This window comes from Bacillus sp. FSL P4-0334 (genome assembly GCF_038004825.1).
Classification (GTDB): Bacteria; Bacillota; Bacilli; order Bacillales; family Bacillaceae; genus Bacillus; species Bacillus velezensis.
Genome location: NZ_JBBORX010000002.1, coordinates 1 through 16,981 on the forward strand (window position 1 = coordinate 1; position 16,981 = coordinate 16,981).

Genomic DNA, 16,981 nt, shown 5'->3' on the forward strand with positions numbered 1-16,981 from the left:
CTCCGGCTGGTCCGGTTGGACCGATATCTCCTGTGGCTCCGGTCACTCCAGTGACTCCCGTCGCTCCAGTTACCCCGGTCGCTCCAGTGGCTCCGGTAGCTCCGGTAGCTCCGGCTGCTCCGGTGGCTCCGGCTGGTCCGGTTGGACCGATATCTCCTGTGGCTCCGGTCACTCCAGTGACTCCCGTCGCTCCAGTTACCCCGGTCGCTCCGGTAGCTCCGGCTGCTCCCGTGGCTCCGGTGGCTCCGGTGGCTCCGGCTGGTCCGGTTGGACCGATATCTCCTGTGGCTCCGGTCACTCCAGTGACTCCCGTCGCTCCAGTTACCCCGGTCGCTCCCGTGGCTCCGGTTGGACCGATAGCTCCGGTCGCTCCTGTGACTCCCGCCGCTCCAGTTACCCCGGTCGCTCCCGTGGCTCCGGCTGCTCCCGTGGCTCCGGCTGCTCCCGTGGCTCCTGTGACTCCGGTTGGACCGATAGCTCCTGTGGCCCCGGTCACTCCTGTGGCTCCCGCCGCTCCAGTTACCCCGGTCGCTCCCGTGGCTCCGGCTGCTCCCGTGGCTCCTGTGACTCCGGTTGGACCGATAGCTCCGGTCGCTCCTGTGACTCCGGTTGGACCGATAGCTCCGGTGGCTCCGGTCGCTCCTGTGACTCCGGTTGGACCGATAGCTCCGGTGGCCCCGGTCACTCCTGTGGCTCCGGCTGGTCCGGTTGGACCGATATCTCCGGTGGCCCCGGTCACTCCAGTGACTCCCGCCGCTCCAGTTACCCCGGTCGCTCCGGTGGCTCCCGCCGCTCCAGTTACCCCGGTCGCTCCTGTGACTCCCGCCGCTCCAGTTACCCCGGTTGCTCCGGTGGATCCGGCTGGACCGATAGCTCCTGTGGCCCCGGTCGCTCCGGCTGGTCCGGCTGGTCCCGTGGCTCCGACTGGTCCGGCTGGTCCTGTAACCCCTGGAATCCCTCGCACCCCTCGTAATCCTCGTTGTCCTACAATAACTTTTGTATAACAGATGGGACAGCACTTACAGCAGTTTGGTTTCGGTAGTTTTTGTTTACATTTAGGGCATCTTCTATGCTGATCATAACCCATCAGCTGCTCATCTCCCTTAATGATTAATATATCATTATAATATGTTTAATTTATAAATAAGTGAGCACTAGTTTGATCCTCATTAAGTTTGTCAGCTGATCTTATATTATTTATCAATTTCTGTTTATAAATAACTCTTCACATTATTGTAATCCCTATTTGAATCGATGGGGACGCAGAAATATTTTGCCTTCCAGTCTACACTGCGGATTTTATCTGTTTCAACAATAAAAATTACATATTTGGCAAAAAATCTTCTCTTTGATGCGTCTGACCGTTTCGCGGGAAACGCCAGAATGCAGAGCGATTTCACGATATTTCACCCCGTCTACTACAAAGACAGTCCGGTGTTTCTCGTCAACTATTTCTTCAGTAGCTCACTCAAGAAAATCAACAATAGATTCACATTTCCAGAGCCATTTTTCTCGGCGGTCCACTTGGCGTAATTCTGCCTGACGTTCGCCCTCTGATCCCCTCGGCATCCCCGCTTCATCTCAAATCGATTCTCAGATAAAAGAGCATCCCCAAACCTTTTGTTTAATATCAGTAAGCATAGATACAACCCCTCCCTGTACCGATTCCTCAAAAAAGTTACTCACTCTATTATTCCCCTCCCTATACTGCTATCACAAAACCCGAATATATAAATCCCATTGTATCCTGAAACTTTCATTTCTATCAGTTGTTATTTTTAATTTTAAAATACCGATTCCTCTTTTTGCTTTTGCCGCTCGTACACTAGCAAATAAGCGTTCATCCTGTCTTTAAACTTCTTTTACAAGTAAAAGGTCAGCGTCTCTTCCGGATTATGCAACCGTACCGTTTTTTTCTCACACACCAAAAATCCGAGCAGCAGGATAAGTGAGCAATAAACTCGCGGGCCATATGTTTTTAACATGCGGCACTTATTTCATTCGATAATTAAGCGAGTTGAGACAAAAAGTGGTTTTCCTCTACAGAGTGATTCCTCAGCAACCCTTCCTTGCAAGAGAATAAAAAAAGCACCCAGTCCGGATGCTTCATACATTAAAATCATCGTCCTTCCTTCTTCAATCACACCATACTCAGCTGCGGTTCAAATAATTCATAGTGAATGGATTCCGGCGGTGTATTGAATTCAGAAATCAGCTTTTTCATTTCTTTAATGAATGACGGTGATCCGCACAGGTAAAAATCAGCATCTTTATCTGTCATCACTTCTTCTAACAGCTGTTTGTCAATCCGGCCTTCCCGAAAACGAATGTTTTCTGAACGGTCTTGTTCGGACGGCTCGCTGTAAATAAAGAGGGTGTCAACGGATGAGTGTTCCGCGGCTTCTTCAGCTTCATGCCGCAACGCATGATACTCTCCGCTCCTTGCCGCATGGATAAAGAGAACGTTTCGCTGCGGCTGGGTTTTGGCAACCGTCTTTAACATGCTGATCATCGGGGTAATTCCGACACCGGCACTGATGAGAACCAGATTCTTTTTGGAATCAGGGTCTAATACGAAATCCCCGGCCGGAGCGCTGATCTCAATTGAATCCTTTTCGTGTAATTGGTCATGCAGATATGAAGAAACAATTCCGTCTTTTTTCACGGAAATCCTGTAATAATCCTTACCGGATACATCCGACAAACTGTACTGGCGGATATGCGTATAACCCGTGTCCGGAATGTATACTTTTACACTGATATACTGTCCCGCTTTGAACTCGGGGAGAACTTGTCCGTCTTCCGGTTTTAAATAAAACGACGTTATCTCCTTGCTTTCTTTTACCTTTTTATCAATTTTAAACGCCTTATAGTCTTTCCAGCCGCCTTTTTGCGTTTCCGCTTGTTCATACATGTCCTTCTCAATTCCGATAAAAGCGTCTGCAATGACGCCGTATGCTTTTTCCCATGCCTGAATGACCTCAGGAGCAGCCCCGTCTTTTAGCACATCCTTTATCGCGATTAACAAGTACTTTCCAACGATTGGGTAATGCTCGGGTTTAACACCGATACTCCGGTGTTTATGGCTGATTTGTTTGACGACGGGAACGATGTTTTCCAGCCGGTCAATATTGGCTGCGGCTGCAATCACAGCATTCGACAAGGCCGTACGCTGTGTTTTTTTCTTTTGATTCGTCTGATTAAAGATATTCAGCAGCTCAGGGTGATGCTGAAACAGCAGGTCATAAAATCGGCCTGTGATTTCTTCACCATGCTCTTCTAAGACCGGCACTGTGCTTTTAATGATTTCAATCGTTTTTTCATCGAGCATTCTAAAAATCCCCCTAAAGATGTATACATCTCGATTGACCTGAGAAAAGAATCGTTTTTGAATTCTTTTTTATAGATTTCCCCGCTCAAAAAGGGTTAGCCGTTCCAATTTGAGGCGGATTCAGGAAAAATCAGAAAAACGAAATTGCAGCTGAAAAATTGTGGACTTGCCATGGTGTACTTGTCCGATGCAAAATCCTCCTTGTCAGCATTTAATAAAGTACGGGAGGTGAGATGAATGGGTAAAAAATCGAAAGTGTATTACTGTGACCCTAAGTATATTGTGACTGACAAGTATACTGACAAAGAAGTGGTTTACGTCCATCCCATCAAACACATTAACAGAGAGCATATCCGTTATGTTCCCCGCCACGTTTATAAGGAAGAAACAATTCACGAAGTCATTGATCCGGGCGATCCGGGGAAATGCGGGTGTAAAAAGCAGAAAAAAAGACGCAAAAAGTAATTGGTTCGATTTCTTGCCTTATCTCAGGTTAAACACGTAAGTTTAAGCAGACCTCCGTACCTTTTGGCTCCTCTTTTTCAGAGGGGTCTTTTTTCATAAGCAAATACGTTGTGAGGCGGGAATCTGCCTGATATTCTTGTCATATACAAATTCACAGGAGGCATGATGTATGAGCAAAAAAATCGCAGTTCTGATGACAGATCAATTTGAGGATATTGAATATACAAGCCCGGCGGAAGCATTTAAAGAAGCGGGCCACAGTGTGGTGACAATAGATTTGGAAGCTGGGAAAGAAGTGACGGGCAAGCACGGTGAGAAAGTAAAGATCGATCAAGCGATCTCAGACGCAGACGCCAAGGAATTCGATGCGTTATTGATTCCCGGAGGCTTTTCACCGGATCTTCTGCGCGGAGATGACCGCCCGGGTGAATTCACTAAAGCATTCGTGGAAAATCAGAAACCCGTTTTCGCGATCTGCCACGGCCCGCAGCTGCTGATTGATACCGACCTTCTTAAAGGAAAAGATATCACGGGATTCCGCAGCATCCGCAAAGACTTAATCAATGCCGGCGCACATTATAAAGATGAAGAAGTCGTCGTGAGCCATAACATCGTAACAAGCAGAACACCTGACGATTTGGAAGCCTTTAATCGTGAATCATTGAACCTGCTGAAATAAGAGAAAAAAAGCACAGACCCGTTTAGTCTGTGCTTTTTTTATGGACTTTTCACCGGCTCTCAAAAAACACCATCCGTTAGACTATTCTCCGGCCCATCCATCATAAGTAAAATAAAAAGAGAATGTTTTAAAACCCGACGGGAGGTTCGCTATGTGGATGATCATTTTGCTGCTTATCATTTTAATCGGTTTTACCGGTAATATCGTCTCGCTTTTGAGAGCGCAAAAACACGCATCTCAAAGAATAATTGAGCTTTTAGAAAAGCAAAGCCGAAAATAATCTGTTAGCGCTGTGTTACCCATAATAGTAATAATAATTCCGGCAGATTTCCTGAAATATGATTTGATGCCCTTTCTCGTTCGGATGAAGACCTTCTGACATGCACATGCTGCGGAAAGCGGGATTATACGGGTCGATGAGATCAGTATCAAACAGATCGGCATATGGTACAGAGAGGAGTGTGCAGGCTTCTTTTTGGGCTTTCACATAGTCAGCCAGCTTCAGGTCCAGTTTATTTTTATCAGTATCACGGCGGACGATTTTTCCTTTTGACATTTTGGCTTGTCTCGTTGGGGTCACCACAATGATGCTCGCGCCTTTATTTCCGCTCCGCAGCTGCTGGATCACTTGGCAGAAGCCTCCGTAAAATGTGGTGATATCCTTTTCATCTGTGCCGATGGGAATGTGGTTGCACCAATCATCATCTGTTCCCTGGACAATGATGACATCATGTCCCTTTGTTTTAAGCGCCTGCTGATAAATGTTATCGCTTCCGTTGTTGCTCATATTAACGCCGCTGACAGACAGATTGGTTATTTCAGCGTTTGTCCGGTCTTTCAGAATGTCACCAAAGCCGTATTCCGCACGCAGCCCCCGGGCGACGCTGTCACCTAAGATCGCGATTTTTGAAGCCTTCCGCAGCCTGCTTATGCTGATGAAGTCAACGCTGATATGCCCGCTGTCCGTGATATGCAAAAGCTTGCTGCTTATGTTTGGCAAAGAGACTGTCTTTCCTTCAGAGTTATAAAAATCCTCATTCAGCTTCATTCGGCGTCATCCCTTCCTTTTTATCCTCCGGCATCTTTTTTGACATAAAAACGGACACGAACAAACAGCGCCATGTTGTCAGTTCAGTGTCCGCAGATGATGATACTGGATTTTTTATGCAGTTCTCTTGCCATTATAGCAGATCTCCGTTACTTGTAATAGAGTCTGCTGTCAGCATTTAAAACAGCGTTTGCGGGTACGTTTTTGATGGGACCGTCTCGTGCGATGTGTCCGACGGTGTGTCCGGCGATCTGTCCGACGGTGTGTCCGGCGATGCGTCCGGCGATCTGTCCGACGGTGTGTCCGACGGTGTGTCCGGCGATCTGTCCGACGGTGTGTCCGACGGTGTGTCCGACGGTGTGTCCGGCGATCTGTCCGGCGGTGTGTCCGGCGGTGTGTCCGTTTTTTGCTGCGAGAACGGCGCGAACATTTTTTAGAAACCGGTTCTTGGTATAAATACTCCCCTAAACCTTCTCTTTCCGCAACGGCAACTCCATGTTCAATTTCTTTAACAGAAATAGCGTTCAATTCTGTTCACCTCCCTTTTTCTTTACAACATAACGTATGAAATGAACCCCTCACGTGTATAAGCTTATCTCTCATATGAGCGAGAAATAGTCATTTATACAACAAAAAGACCCGTGGTAACGGGCCTTTTGCAGGCATTTTGCCGGGAACAAACGCAAACATAAGATCGATTTATTTCTTCCTCTCGCTCTCCGGCTCGGGGTGAATCATTACCTGTGCTTGTTTGAATTCATTCGTAATATCTCTTTCAATGCGGTCACACAGGTCATGCACGTCTTTAATCGTCACGTGAGAGGCTACGACCAGGTGAAAATCAATATACTCCTGCGGGCCGGAGCGTCTTGTACGAAAATCGTGAATTTCAATAAATTCCTGTTGAAATGTTTCAATAATCTTTAAAATTGTTTTTTCTTCCTCTTCCGACAAACGGGTATCAATCAGCGGCGGGAATGCTTCTTTCATTAACTTAAACGCTTCATATATGATATACACCGCCAGCACCATACCTATAATGGGATCAAGTATGTACCACTCCGTTAAGGTAACGACCAAAAGGCTTGCCGCTACGCCTAATGATGTGTACACGTCAGTCAGTAAATGCAGGGCATTTGATTTCATTGCCACGGAATTAACCTTTTCGGCTTCTCTTTTTACGAACTTCGAAACGATCAAATTAATGAGAGCCCCCGCAAGCATCACAACAATTCCCAATACAGGCAGATGAACCGGCGCGGGGTTGACCAGTTTTTGAACGCATTCATATATCATCCAAATCCCTGCCGCAAAAATCAGAATCGTCTCGATAGTCCCCGACAGATTCTCGACTTTTCCATGACCGTACGGATGCCCTGTATCAGCCGGCTTTTTTGAAATCCTAACGGAGATAAAGGCGATGAAGGCGGCGATCAAATCTAAAAAAGAATGAATGGCTTCAGAAAGTATCGCGACAGATCCGGTTATGATCCCCACCACTATTTTGAGCATGACGACCAGGGAATTGCTTATAACCGATAAAAAAGCGATTTTAGAGGTGTTTTCCACCGTGATCCTCCTCTTTTTAACTTCTTGAATTTATCGTATCAAACGGCATTCGTGTGGGTCTACGGCAACGTTTTTCACAAAAGCCATACATGTAACTCACCATAAACTAAGTTGGAAAGCGACAAAACAGGCGCTTCTTTCTTTCAGCACTCAAGTCCCATTGACAAGATATAACCGCTTACATTATAGTAGTTTCATGAATAACCACTACGGAGGATGTTTATGGAGGATGTTCTGAAAGAATTACAGAAATTTGGATTTTCTCAATATGAATGTAAAGCATATATCGGCTTGTTGAAACACTCGCCTGTTACCGGATATGAAATCAGCAAAAGGTCAGGCGTCCCCCGCTCAATGATCTATGAAGTATTGGGGAAATTAGTTGATAAAGGCGCTGTCCATATTGTGCCGTCTGATCCGGTTACATATGCTCCGCTTGCCGGAAAGGAATTAATCGACCGGCTCCGGCACGATTTCGAGAGTTCATTCGGCTACCTTGAGGAAAAGTTATTGGCGCTGGAAAGCGAGCAGGAGATGAATGTCATCCGCCGCATCAGCACGAATGATCATGTCATCAATGAGATGAAGGATATGATTGAAAAAGCCGAGGAAGAGTTGTGGCTGTCTGTCTGGGAACAGCAGATTCCCTTTATTCAAGAAGCCGCTAACAAACGCGCCGCCGAACAATTGCCCGTCTTTTCGATTGTGTTCGGCCCTCCGGAAGTGAAGCTCGGAAATACGACAAATCATAATATGTCTCCTGAAGTGGCGGAGAAACGGATGGGCGGAAGATTAACGATAGCTGCCCGCGATAATAAAGAAGTCTTAATCGCCAATTTTTCTCCGCAGACGAATGCCTGGGCCATTAAATCAGAAGATCCCGCCCTCGTTCTCGTGGCCATGGAATATATGAGGCACGATCTGATGTTCGCGGAGCTTGTGAAAGAAGTCGGGGCTGAGAAAGTTGAAGGCCTGATGAAACAAAACCATTCGTTATTTCATGTCGTCACCGGAAATCGGTTCATATAAATGTGAACCGTATTTTCTTTGATTTTTTCATTAGTCGTTATCATTATAATCTCTATGAAAGGAGTATAAAAAATGATTAACACAGAAGTGCAAAAAACCGCCGTTTCCCGGGAAATGAACGATACGTTTTTACAGGGGGTGCGGGATTGTGTGCCTACGCTGCTGGGCTATATGAGCATCGGTTTTGCTTTCGGCATCGTTGGCGTTGCCTCTCATCTAAGCATTCTTGAAATTTGTTTGTTATCTTTGTGTGTCTATGCCGGCGCCGCCCAATTTATTATTTGCTCGCTCCTTGTTTCCGGGAGTCCGATTTCCGCCATTATTTTAACGACGTTTATCGTCAATCTGCGGCACCTTCTGCTGAGCCTGACCATCGCGCCGTATTTCACGAAATACTCTTTGGCGAAAAATATCGGTTTCGGGGCTTTGCTTACTGACGAATCTTTCGGGGTAGCGGTGAACAAAGCGGCTCAGAACGGCAGGTTATACGATAAATGGATGAACGGCCTCAATATAACCGCTTACATGTGCTGGGTTATTTCCTGCGTGATGGGCGGGCTTCTCGGACAATGGATATCTGATCCTTACGCGCTCGGCCTGGACTTTGCTTTGCCCGCTATGTTTGCGGCGCTGCTTGTGCTGCAATTGCAATCGTCCGCTTCGGAAAAGCTGAAGCACAGCCTCTCCTTAATTCTCTATATGATCATTTTTATGGTCTTGTTATCGTATTTCGTCCCGTCACACATCGCGGTCATCGTCTCAACCGTGATTGTGGCAACGATCGGGGTGGTGACGGACAAATGAGCATCAGCACACAAATGATCTGGATTATACTCGGCTGCATGATTGTTACACTTGTGCCGCGCATTGTTCCGTTTATATTTGTCCGGAACATTCAGATGCCTGAGTTGGCTTTAAAATGGCTCTCCTTTATTCCGCTTTGTATTTTGACGGCTCTGGTAACGGAAAGCATGATTGTGAAAACAAACAGCGCTTTGACCTTTGATTGGAAAGCAATGATCGTTCTCATCCCGACATTGCTTTGCGCGATGCGGACAAAAAGCTTATCCATCACGGTCATCACAGGAGTCGTGCTGATGGCCGCCGTCAGGCTGATATGGTGACAATCAAAAGCCTCCATTCCGCAGAATGGAGGCTTTACTTTATGATGTCGGATTTTCTTCTTCCGTCTCTGATTCCTCGGCTTTGGCTTCGGCGTTTATGCTTTGCTGCTGTTCCCAATGATCCCGCTGCAATCTTTCTTTTGCGATGGTAAACATGAAATTCACGGCGCAGCACCCCTTCCCTGTTTTGCTTATACCATGTACTGTACTCATTTCCCCGTGCAGTATTCACAAAACATAAAAAAGCAGCCTGCCGCATTGAGCGGCCGGACTGCTTTTTATTTTCAGTACGTGATCAGGAAGTATTTTTTCTTTCCGCGGCGCAGTACGGTAAATTGATCTTCAATGCGGTCTTCCGCAGTCAGAAGATGCCCGATGTCCGTCTGGCGCTCGCCGTTAATGTAAACAGCTCCGTTTTGAATGTCTTCGCGTGCCTGCCGTTTTGAAGGCGACAATTTAGATTCCACAAGCACGTCTACTAAAGACAGTTCTTCAGAGCGGTCTTTTTCAAACGAAGGTACATCTTTAAATCCTACCTTGACGTCTTGAGCGGAAAGCTCTTTAATATTGCCGCTGAACAGCGCCTGGGAGATATGAACGGCCTGCTCAAGCGCTTCGCGGCCGTGTACAAGAACAGTCACCTCTTCAGCGAGACGTTTCTGCGCTTCTCTTTTCTCAGGAGCAGTCTCCGTTTTTTCAGCATAAGCTTCAATTTCCTCTTTTGATAAGAAAGTAAAGTATTTTAAGTATTTGACGACGTCGCGGTCATCTGTATTGATCCAGAACTGGTAGAATTCGTACGGCGATGTTTTTTCTTTATCAAGCCAAATGGCGCCGCCTTCCGTTTTGCCGAATTTCGTGCCGTCAGCTTTTGTGACGAGCGGAATGGTAAGACCGAAAGCTTTCGCCCCTTCTTCTTCTGATTTTCTGATCAGTTCAAGACCGGCCGTGATGTTGCCCCACTGGTCACTGCCTCCGATTTGGAGTTTGCAGTTCTTTTCTCTGTACAGATTCAGAAAATCGTAGGATTGCAGGATCATGTAGCTGAATTCCGTGTAAGAAATTCCGGTTTCAATTCTTGAGCTTACAGTATCTTTCGCAAGCATGTAGTTAATTCCGAAGTTCTTTCCGACGTCACGGAGAAATTCAATGATGCTCAGCTTTCCGATCCAATCAAAGTTGTTCGCTATGACAGCGGGGTTTTCTCCGGCCTCGAAATCTAAAAATCGGGAAAGCTGATTTTTAATTTTTTGCGACCATTCGACAACGATATCCTGAGTATTTAACGTACGTTCCGCTTTTTTGCCGCTCGGATCGCCGATCAGTCCCGTCGCGCCGCCTACAAGCGCAATCGGATGGTGGCCTGCAAGCTGGAAACGGCGCAGTGTCAATATCGGCAGAAGGTGTCCGATGTGCAGGCTGTCAGCCGTCGGGTCAAACCCTGAGTATAAACGGATTTTTTCTTCGTTCAGCTGTTTATTCAGTCCTTCTTCATCCGTCATTTGCTGGATTAAGCCGCGGAATGATAAATCCTCTAATAAATTAGTCATTTTGTCTGCTCCTTTGTTTATGAAAATAAAAAACGCCCCTTCGTTTAAAACGAAGGGACGATATAATCGCGGTACCACCCTACTAATAAAAGCATAAAAAAGCTTTTATCACTCTTTTTGATAACGGACCGTGTCCGTTCTTTCACTACTGAAAGCCTTGGAATGGCTTTGTTCGCAAAAGCGGTTCATGAGTGTATTCGGCATATCTTATGTGCTGATTTTCACCGGCCATCAGCTCTCTTGAACAATCAGATACCCTACTTGTCTCAATCAAAACCTTTTCGTATGAAGCTTACTCATTTTTAACATAAATAAGATACGATGTCAACGCCGTCTTTAATCTTCCATTGTGGACAGGTCGCCTGCCGGCAGGTTCAGCTCCCACGCCTTTAGCACACGTCTCATGATTTTTCCGCTCCGTGTTTTCGGAAGTTTATCTTTGAATTCAATTTCCCGCGGTGCGGCATGCGCGGCAAGCCCCTGTTTTACAAAGAGGCGAATGTCCTCCTTCAGCTGATCGGATGGCTCATGCCCTTCTCTGAGCGCGATAAACGCTTTAATAATTTCTCCCCGGACAGGGTCCGGCTTTCCGATGACGCCGGCTTCGGCAATCGCCGGATGTTCAACAAGTTTGCTTTCGACTTCAAACGGGCCGACGCGCTCGCCGGATGTCATGATGACATCATCGACTCTGCCTTGGAACCAGAAATAACCATCTTCATCCATATAAGCAGAATCTCCGGAAACATACCAGCCGCCCGGCATGAAATAAGAATCATATTTCTCTTTGTTGTTCCAAATGGAATCCATCATCGACGGCCAGCCCTTTTTAATGGCGAGATTTCCCATTCGGTACGGCGGAAGCTCATTTCCCTGATTGTCAACGATCGCCGCTTCCACTCCCGGAATCGGTTTCCCCATTGAACCCGGCTTGATCTCCATGCAAGGATAATTGCAAATGAGCTGTCCGCCCGTTTCTGTCATCCACCACGTGTCGTGGATGCGCTTGCCGAATACTTTATGTCCCCACTTGATGACCTCGGGGTTCAAAGGTTCTCCGACACTCAGGACGTGACGAAGTGAAGTAAGGTCAAATCTGGATGCCATTTCATCTCCGGCGCCCATAAGCATTCTGAAAGCCGTCGGAGCGCTGTACCAGACGCTGACACCGAGCTTCTCAATCGTGCCGTACCAGTTTTCCGGACTGAATCTGCCGCCGACGATCACATTCGCCGCTCCGTTCAGCCACGGCGCAAATATCCCGTACACCGTCCCGGTCACCCAGCCCGGGTCCGCAGTGCACCAGTAAATATCGTCTTCTTTAAGATCAAGCACCCACTTGCCGGTCTGGTATTGCTGAATCATGGCTTCATGAACGTGGAGCACACCTTTAGGCGTTCCGGTAGATCCTGATGTGTAGTGAAGCAGGTAGCCGTCTCTTCTGTCCATCCATTCAATATCAAGTCTCGTGCTTTCTCCCTCAGCCGCTTTATCATAATGAATGATTTTATCTCCCGTTTCTTTGCTGCCGCCGACAATGAAAATATGCTCGAGGTCGGGCAGGCTGTCCGCCGGAATCCGTTCGGCCAGTTCAGGTGTCGTCACGACAACCTTTGCCTGGCTGTTCAAGAGGCGGTCTTTGACGGCGCCTTCCATAAACGCTTCAAATAAAGGACCGGCGATCGCACCGATTTTAATTGCGCCGAGCATGATAAAGTAAAGCTCCGGCGAACGCGGCATGAAAATAAAAACGCGGTCCCCTTTTTCCACGTTTCCATACCGTCTCAGTACATTTCCCGCCCGGTTCGATTCCTCCATCATTTCTTTAAATGTGTATTTTTCATCCCGGTTTGCGTCCTTGTAATATAGCGCTACTTTGTTTTTTCGAAATGATTCGGCATGACGGTCAATCGCTTCGTACGCCGCATTCAGCTTCCCCGTCTGATGCCAGGAAAATGCCGCTTCGACCTCTTTCCAATCGAAGCTGCGGTACGTTTCCTCATAATTTCGCAGATGATAATTCCCCTTTTCCGCCGGCAACGCTTTCAAATTCATGCAACATCCCCCTTTGCTTATCTATAGACTAATTATAGTAGATGTTCACAGTTTTCTCAATTTTTAAAATATAAATTACAACACTATTGAAAACGCTTTATATTTTGTTATGCTTAAAAGAGATGTGTTTTTATTAAGAACCGACAGGCGGTGAATCAGTGAAACATCATAAAACGTACCATTCTTCATCAATTCAGACAGCAGCCGGCCCTCTTTTAGTAGAAGGGCCCGTTCCTCCAGAGGACCTAGCACAGTATGAGTTTCATGAAGGCCTGACAGCCTTTCGCCTTCCTCATGAACAGCACAAAGCGTTAATCGAGATCGCCGGGCTTCCTGAAGGTCGGATCATTATTGCCAGGGACGGACAGACGATTATCGGCTATGTGACGTATTTATATCCTGATCCGCTTGAACGGTGGTCTGACGGAAATATGGAAGACCTCCTTGAACTCGGGGCGATCGAGGTCGCTCCCGGCTACAGGGGCTGTTCTGTCGGAAAAACTTTGCTGACAGTCAGCATGATGGATGAACAGATGGAACGGTACATCATCATGACGACGGAATATTACTGGCATTGGGATTTAAAAGGAATGAAAAAAGATGTGTGGGAATACAGAAAGATCATGGAAAAGATGATGAATGCCGGGGGTCTTGTCTGGTTCGCAACGGATGAACCGGAAATCAGCTCTCATCCGGCCAATTGTCTGATGGCCCGCATCGGCAGGCACGTCAGTCAGGAGTCAATTGAACAGTTCGACAGGCTTCGTTTTTATCAGCGATTTATGTATTGACTGACATACAAAGGGGATAAAAAGATGATTGCAGAACAAATCATGAAACGGGACGTCATCACCGTCTCAAAACACGACTCCATTGAAACAGCCGTCCGTAAAATGAAGATATATCATATCCGCCATCTCCCTGTCATCGACGACGAGCTGCACGTCATCGGTATTGTCACAGACAGAGACATTAAACAGGCCGGCCCCGGCAGCTTTGAACAAAAGGAACGCGGCGCATTTCTGACAAACAAAGTGGAGACCATTATGAAGCGGAATGTCATCTGCGCTCATCCGCTTGACTTTGTAGAAGAAATATCCGCTTCCTTTTATGAGCACGGCATCGGCTGTCTGCCGATTACGGTAAACCATAAGCTGACGGGCATTTTAACGAAAACCGACGTGCTCCGGACTTTCGTCAGCCTGACAGGCGCGGCCCAGCCGGGATCACAGGTGGAAATCCTGGTGACGGATATGACAAAAAGCCTTGCTGATCTCAGCTGCATGTGCCGTGATCTTCAGCTGCAAATCCTGAGTGTGCTCGTCTATCCCCATGATTCCGCCGGGTCGAACATTCTCGTCTTCCGGGTGAAGACGATGAATCCGCTCCCTTTTATCCGTGCCGTTCAAGAAGCCGGATACAATGTCTTATGGCCGAAACATTTGAGGGATCAGCCATGAGAGACAGCGTTTTTGTTTACTCGCCTTCTTATCAGACGTATCAATTTCATCAGGAACATCCGTTCAATCAGCGTCGTGTGCTTTTAACATACGATCTGCTTCAGGCGGCGGATGCGTTTGACGAAGGAGATATCGTCACACCGCGCACGGCCGCTAAAGAAGAGCTGGCTCTCGTTCATACGGAGGATTATATACAGGCGGTGGAACTAGCGGGTGCGGGCCGGCTCCCTGCCGCAGAAGGAGAAAGCTACGGTCTCGGAACGGAAGACACCCCCGTTTTTGCCGGCATGCATGAAGCCGCGTCACTTCTGGTGGGCGGCACCTTAACGGCGGCTGATTATGTCATGACGGGACAAGCTAGCCACGCCTGCAATTTAGGAGGCGGCCTTCACCACGGCTTCCGCGGCAGGGCCTCAGGCTTTTGTATCTATAATGACAGCGCCGTGGCCATCCAATACATCCAGAAGAACTACGGGGCAAAAGTGTTATACATTGATACAGACGCTCATCACGGCGACGGCGTTCAATTTACGTTTTACGACAGGTCTGATGTCTGCACTGTTTCTTTTCACGAGACCGGGCGTTATTTATTTCCCGGGACGGGACAAGTACTGGAAAAAGGAAGCGGGCAAGGCTACGGCTATTCTTTTAACATTCCGCTGGACGCTTTCACAGAGGACGATTCCTTTCTTCACGCTTACAATACGGCCGCCTCAGAAATCGCGGCTTTTTTCAAGCCGGATGTGATTCTTACCCAAAACGGTGCGGACGCCCATTATTACGACCCATTGACACACCTGTCCAATACAATCTCCATTTATCAGGAGATCCCGCGGCTTGCTCATTCATTAGCCCATCAATATTGCAGCGGCAGATGGATCGCGGTCGGCGGCGGCGGATACGATATTTGGAGAGTCGTCCCGAGAGCGTGGAGCCGCATTTGGCTTGAGATGAAAGGGATTGATCCCGGGGAGCGCATACCGCAGAAATGGATTGATAAATGGCAGAAGCACTCCCCCTGCACGTTGCCCGCTTTTTGGAGTGATCCTGAACAATTATATCCTCCGATTCCCCGCAAAGAAGAAATTTCAGAAAAAAATGCCCAAACCGTGGAAAAAGCACTTTTTGCCATCCGGTCTGAGCAGCGGTATAAAACTAAATAAAAAACGACCTTATGAGGAGGTCGTTTTTTTGATCACAATTTCTACACGGCGGTTTTCTTTCATATGTCCGGGACTTTTGTTGTCCTTCACAGGTTTCGTATCCGCATACCCGGCAGAGATAAACCGTTTGGCGGAAAAGTCTTCATTCGCGGTAAAATACCGGATCACACTCGCCGCTCTTGCAGACGACAGCTCCCAATTTGACGGAAATTGATAGGTGGAAATCCGGCGGCTGTCCGTATGGCCTTCTACCTGTATGTCATTCGGAATTGTTTTTAAAAGCACCGCGATCTGATGCAGAACCGGCTCGGCGTTTTTCAGCACATCCGCTTTTCCCGTCTGAAACAGAACGGCCTCCTGCAGCACCAGAACCACTCCGCGCTCATCGCGCTTCGCCGTCAATTTCGAACTCAAATGATGCGCTTTTATGTATGTCTTCACGTTTTGTAACAGCAAATCCTGTTCTTTATTTTCGTTTGCTTTGTCTGATGACGCCGGTTCACCCCCGCTGCCTTTTGTATGAATCGATGAAACGGCAGATTGAAATTTTTCCGCGTCTATTTGCGACATCGAAAAAAGCAATATAAAGAACACGAGAATGAGCGTGATCAAGTCAGCGAACGTCACCATCCATCTCGGTGAACCGCCGGAATGTTCCGGTTTGTTTCTTCTTTCAAAACGCTCTTTTCTAAGCTTCATGGACAGCGCCCTTTTTCTTGTTCGCAGGCTGTCCTTTACGCCAGTCTTCTCTTGAGCTGAAGACGACGAGCTGACTTTCGAGGTTGCGGGGATTTTTGCCCGATTGGATGCCGACAACCCCTTCGATCATGACCTGTTTGATGAAAATTTCACTTTCCGTTTTTTCTTCAAGCTTTGCCGCGATTGGGATAAATACCAAGTTGGCAAGCAGCGCTCCGTACAGCGTCGTCAATAGCGCAACGGCCATGTTCGGTCCGAGGGTATGCGGGTCATTTAAGTTTTTGAGCATGAGAACGAGTCCGACGAGCGTCCCGATCATTCCCCAGGCGGGTGCGAAATCACCGGCTTTTTCAAAAACGCGTCTTCCTTTTCTGTGTCTTTCTTCCATCGCGGCGATCTCAGAATCCATCACCAGCCGGATCGTTTCCTCGTCCCAGCCGTCAATCGCAAGCAAAAGCCCTTTTTTTAAAAACGGATCCTTGATCTCACGCGCCTGGTCATCCAGAGACAGAAGCCCCTGCCTGCGCGCCTGCTCCGAAAGGCTGACAAATACTCTGACAAGCTCTTTCACATTGTCATCCTGACGGGAGAATACCTGTTTCAGTACAGAAGGGGTTTTCTTTAAATCCCTCGGCGGAAAGCTGATAAAGATCGCCGCAGCAAGGCCGCCTGTGACGATTAAAAAAGAAGTCAGATCTAAAAATGAACTGATTCCCGCCAGTCCCGTCCCTGACAGAATACCGATTGCGACAATAATACAGCCTAACATAAAGCCAACGGGCGTCAGATAATCAAAACGTTTCATATCT

General features: G+C 47.5%; 20 protein-coding genes, 1 pseudogene and 1 other annotated feature. Of the genes and pseudogenes, 11 read left to right on the forward strand and 10 right to left on the reverse strand.

The window, feature by feature from the left end; genetic code table 11:
- Both NSQ37_RS20510 and hmpA read right to left on the reverse strand, forming a co-directional pair.
- Window positions 1-964: hypothetical protein (locus NSQ37_RS20510; RefSeq protein ID WP_341124750.1), on the reverse strand; the 964-nt coding region annotated here is incomplete at its 3' end.
- Window positions 965-2,140: 1,176 nt separating this feature from the next.
- A complete protein-coding gene (gene hmpA / locus NSQ37_RS20515; protein WP_007408758.1) occupies window positions 2,141-3,331 on the reverse strand; it encodes an NO-inducible flavohemoprotein in 1,191 nt (396 codons plus the stop codon).
- A 160-nt stretch (window positions 3,332-3,491) separates the two neighbouring features.
- Between hmpA and NSQ37_RS21295 the strand changes: the two genes are divergently transcribed.
- From NSQ37_RS21295 to NSQ37_RS20530, 4 genes are all read left to right on the forward strand, one after another.
- Entirely contained in the window at window positions 3,492-3,563 is a 72-nt protein-coding gene (locus tag NSQ37_RS21295) for an SWIM zinc finger family protein (protein WP_141137932.1), read from the forward strand.
- A 5-nt stretch (window positions 3,564-3,568) separates the two neighbouring features.
- Window positions 3,569-3,796, forward strand: coding sequence for a hypothetical protein (locus NSQ37_RS20520; RefSeq protein ID WP_007408759.1), 228 nt, complete (start codon window positions 3,569-3,571; stop codon window positions 3,794-3,796).
- A 169-nt stretch (window positions 3,797-3,965) separates the two neighbouring features.
- A complete protein-coding gene (locus tag NSQ37_RS20525) occupies window positions 3,966-4,475 on the forward strand; it encodes a type 1 glutamine amidotransferase domain-containing protein (RefSeq protein WP_007408760.1) in 510 nt (169 codons plus the stop codon).
- Window positions 4,476-4,626: 151 nt separating this feature from the next.
- Window positions 4,627-4,755 carry a hypothetical protein gene (locus NSQ37_RS20530; protein WP_007408761.1) on the forward strand — a complete coding sequence of 43 codons (129 nt, stop codon included), beginning with the start codon at window positions 4,627-4,629 and terminating at the stop codon, window positions 4,753-4,755.
- 15 nt (window positions 4,756-4,770) lie between these two features.
- On the opposite strand, the gene NSQ37_RS20535 is transcribed toward NSQ37_RS20530, so the two are convergent.
- Window positions 4,771-5,523, reverse strand: coding sequence for an SGNH/GDSL hydrolase family protein (locus tag NSQ37_RS20535; protein WP_341124752.1), 753 nt, complete (start codon window positions 5,521-5,523; stop codon window positions 4,771-4,773).
- Window positions 5,524-5,762: 239 nt separating this feature from the next.
- Between NSQ37_RS20535 and NSQ37_RS20540 the strand changes: the two genes are divergently transcribed.
- Window positions 5,763-5,960, forward strand: coding sequence for a hypothetical protein (locus NSQ37_RS20540; RefSeq protein WP_341124753.1), 198 nt, complete (start codon window positions 5,763-5,765; stop codon window positions 5,958-5,960).
- A 40-nt stretch (window positions 5,961-6,000) separates the two neighbouring features.
- On the opposite strand, the pseudogene NSQ37_RS21300 reads toward NSQ37_RS20540, so the two are convergent.
- Window positions 6,001-6,051: pseudogene (locus NSQ37_RS21300) on the reverse strand (hypothetical protein); the annotation flags it as partial.
- A gap of 171 nt (window positions 6,052-6,222) precedes the next feature.
- Complete coding sequence (locus tag NSQ37_RS20545; RefSeq protein WP_007408764.1) at window positions 6,223-7,092, reverse strand: cation diffusion facilitator family transporter; 870 nt, start codon at window positions 7,090-7,092, stop codon at window positions 6,223-6,225.
- A gap of 222 nt (window positions 7,093-7,314) precedes the next feature.
- On the opposite strand from NSQ37_RS20545, the gene NSQ37_RS20550 reads away from it, so the two are divergent.
- The 3 genes from NSQ37_RS20550 (at window position 7,315) to NSQ37_RS20560 (ending at window position 9,245) form a co-directional block, all read left to right on the forward strand.
- Window positions 7,315-8,121, forward strand: a complete 807-nt coding sequence (locus NSQ37_RS20550) for a TrmB family transcriptional regulator (RefSeq protein WP_007408765.1) — start codon at window positions 7,315-7,317, stop codon at window positions 8,119-8,121.
- Between the two features lie 72 nt (window positions 8,122-8,193).
- Complete coding sequence (locus NSQ37_RS20555; RefSeq protein ID WP_003152395.1) at window positions 8,194-8,925, forward strand: AzlC family ABC transporter permease; 732 nt, start codon at window positions 8,194-8,196, stop codon at window positions 8,923-8,925.
- Window positions 8,922-9,245 carry an AzlD domain-containing protein gene (locus tag NSQ37_RS20560; RefSeq protein WP_007408767.1) on the forward strand — a complete coding sequence of 108 codons (324 nt, stop codon included), beginning with the start codon at window positions 8,922-8,924 and terminating at the stop codon, window positions 9,243-9,245. Before NSQ37_RS20555 ends, NSQ37_RS20560 begins: the two co-directional genes overlap by 4 nt.
- A gap of 39 nt (window positions 9,246-9,284) precedes the next feature.
- On the opposite strand, the gene sr7p is transcribed toward NSQ37_RS20560, so the two are convergent.
- From sr7p to acsA, 3 genes are all read right to left on the reverse strand, one after another.
- Window positions 9,285-9,410: a small protein SR7P gene (gene sr7p, locus NSQ37_RS20565; protein WP_007408768.1), complete on the reverse strand. Its 126-nt coding sequence runs from the start codon at window positions 9,408-9,410 to the stop codon at window positions 9,285-9,287.
- A 119-nt stretch (window positions 9,411-9,529) separates the two neighbouring features.
- On the reverse strand, window positions 9,530-10,795 hold the full coding sequence (gene tyrS / locus NSQ37_RS20570; RefSeq protein WP_007613147.1) for a tyrosine--tRNA ligase: 1,266 nt from the start codon (window positions 10,793-10,795) through the stop codon (window positions 9,530-9,532).
- A gap of 50 nt (window positions 10,796-10,845) precedes the next feature.
- Window positions 10,846-11,078, reverse strand: a binding site (T-box leader).
- Between the two features lie 53 nt (window positions 11,079-11,131).
- On the reverse strand, window positions 11,132-12,850 hold the full coding sequence (gene acsA / locus NSQ37_RS20575; protein WP_015240396.1) for an acetate--CoA ligase: 1,719 nt from the start codon (window positions 12,848-12,850) through the stop codon (window positions 11,132-11,134).
- Between the two features lie 158 nt (window positions 12,851-13,008).
- On the opposite strand from acsA, the gene NSQ37_RS20580 reads away from it, so the two are divergent.
- The 3 genes from NSQ37_RS20580 to NSQ37_RS20590 are packed head-to-tail and all read left to right on the forward strand — an operon-like array spanning window position 13,009 to window position 15,473.
- Entirely contained in the window at window positions 13,009-13,641 is a 633-nt protein-coding gene (locus NSQ37_RS20580; protein ID WP_015240397.1) for a GNAT family N-acetyltransferase, read from the forward strand.
- Window positions 13,642-13,665: 24 nt separating this feature from the next.
- Entirely contained in the window at window positions 13,666-14,310 is a 645-nt protein-coding gene (locus tag NSQ37_RS20585; protein ID WP_012118206.1) for an acetoin utilization AcuB family protein, read from the forward strand.
- Window positions 14,307-15,473, forward strand: a complete 1,167-nt coding sequence (locus NSQ37_RS20590; RefSeq protein ID WP_015240398.1) for an acetoin utilization protein AcuC — start codon at window positions 14,307-14,309, stop codon at window positions 15,471-15,473. The genes NSQ37_RS20585 and NSQ37_RS20590 overlap by 4 nt, the downstream gene beginning before the upstream one ends.
- Before the next feature lie 9 nt (window positions 15,474-15,482).
- On the opposite strand, the gene motS is transcribed toward NSQ37_RS20590, so the two are convergent.
- Both motS and motP read right to left on the reverse strand, forming a co-directional pair.
- Window positions 15,483-16,172 carry a flagellar motor protein MotS gene (gene motS, locus NSQ37_RS20595; protein ID WP_007408774.1) on the reverse strand — a complete coding sequence of 230 codons (690 nt, stop codon included), beginning with the start codon at window positions 16,170-16,172 and terminating at the stop codon, window positions 15,483-15,485.
- Window positions 16,162-16,977 (reverse strand): flagellar motor protein MotP, encoded by an 816-nt coding sequence (motP, locus tag NSQ37_RS20600; protein ID WP_007408775.1) that lies wholly within the window; start codon window positions 16,975-16,977, stop codon window positions 16,162-16,164. The genes motS and motP overlap by 11 nt, the downstream gene beginning before the upstream one ends.
- Window positions 16,978-16,981 lie beyond the last annotated feature (4 nt).

Coding starts and splice junctions, on each gene's coding strand:
- hmpA (WP_007408758.1), bottom strand. CDS start 3,331: ATGCTCGATGAAAAAACGATTGAAATCATTAAAAGCACAGTGCCGGTC.
- NSQ37_RS20520 (WP_007408759.1), top strand. CDS start 3,569: ATGGGTAAAAAATCGAAAGTGTATTACTGTGACCCTAAGTATATTGTG.
- NSQ37_RS20525 (WP_007408760.1), top strand. CDS start 3,966: ATGAGCAAAAAAATCGCAGTTCTGATGACAGATCAATTTGAGGATATT.
- NSQ37_RS20530 (WP_007408761.1), top strand. CDS start 4,627: ATGTGGATGATCATTTTGCTGCTTATCATTTTAATCGGTTTTACCGGT.
- NSQ37_RS20535 (WP_341124752.1), bottom strand. CDS start 5,523: ATGAAGCTGAATGAGGATTTTTATAACTCTGAAGGAAAGACAGTCTCT.
- NSQ37_RS20550 (WP_007408765.1), top strand. CDS start 7,315: ATGGAGGATGTTCTGAAAGAATTACAGAAATTTGGATTTTCTCAATAT.
- NSQ37_RS20555 (WP_003152395.1), top strand. CDS start 8,194: ATGATTAACACAGAAGTGCAAAAAACCGCCGTTTCCCGGGAAATGAAC.
- NSQ37_RS20560 (WP_007408767.1), top strand. CDS start 8,922: ATGAGCATCAGCACACAAATGATCTGGATTATACTCGGCTGCATGATT.
- tyrS (WP_007613147.1), bottom strand. CDS start 10,795: ATGACTAATTTATTAGAGGATTTATCATTCCGCGGCTTAATCCAGCAA.
- acsA (WP_015240396.1), bottom strand. CDS start 12,850: ATGAATTTGAAAGCGTTGCCGGCGGAAAAGGGGAATTATCATCTGCGA.
- NSQ37_RS20585 (WP_012118206.1), top strand. CDS start 13,666: ATGATTGCAGAACAAATCATGAAACGGGACGTCATCACCGTCTCAAAA.
- NSQ37_RS20590 (WP_015240398.1), top strand. CDS start 14,307: ATGAGAGACAGCGTTTTTGTTTACTCGCCTTCTTATCAGACGTATCAA.
- motS (WP_007408774.1), bottom strand. CDS start 16,172: ATGAAGCTTAGAAAAGAGCGTTTTGAAAGAAGAAACAAACCGGAACAT.
- motP (WP_007408775.1), bottom strand. CDS start 16,977: ATGAAACGTTTTGATTATCTGACGCCCGTTGGCTTTATGTTAGGCTGT.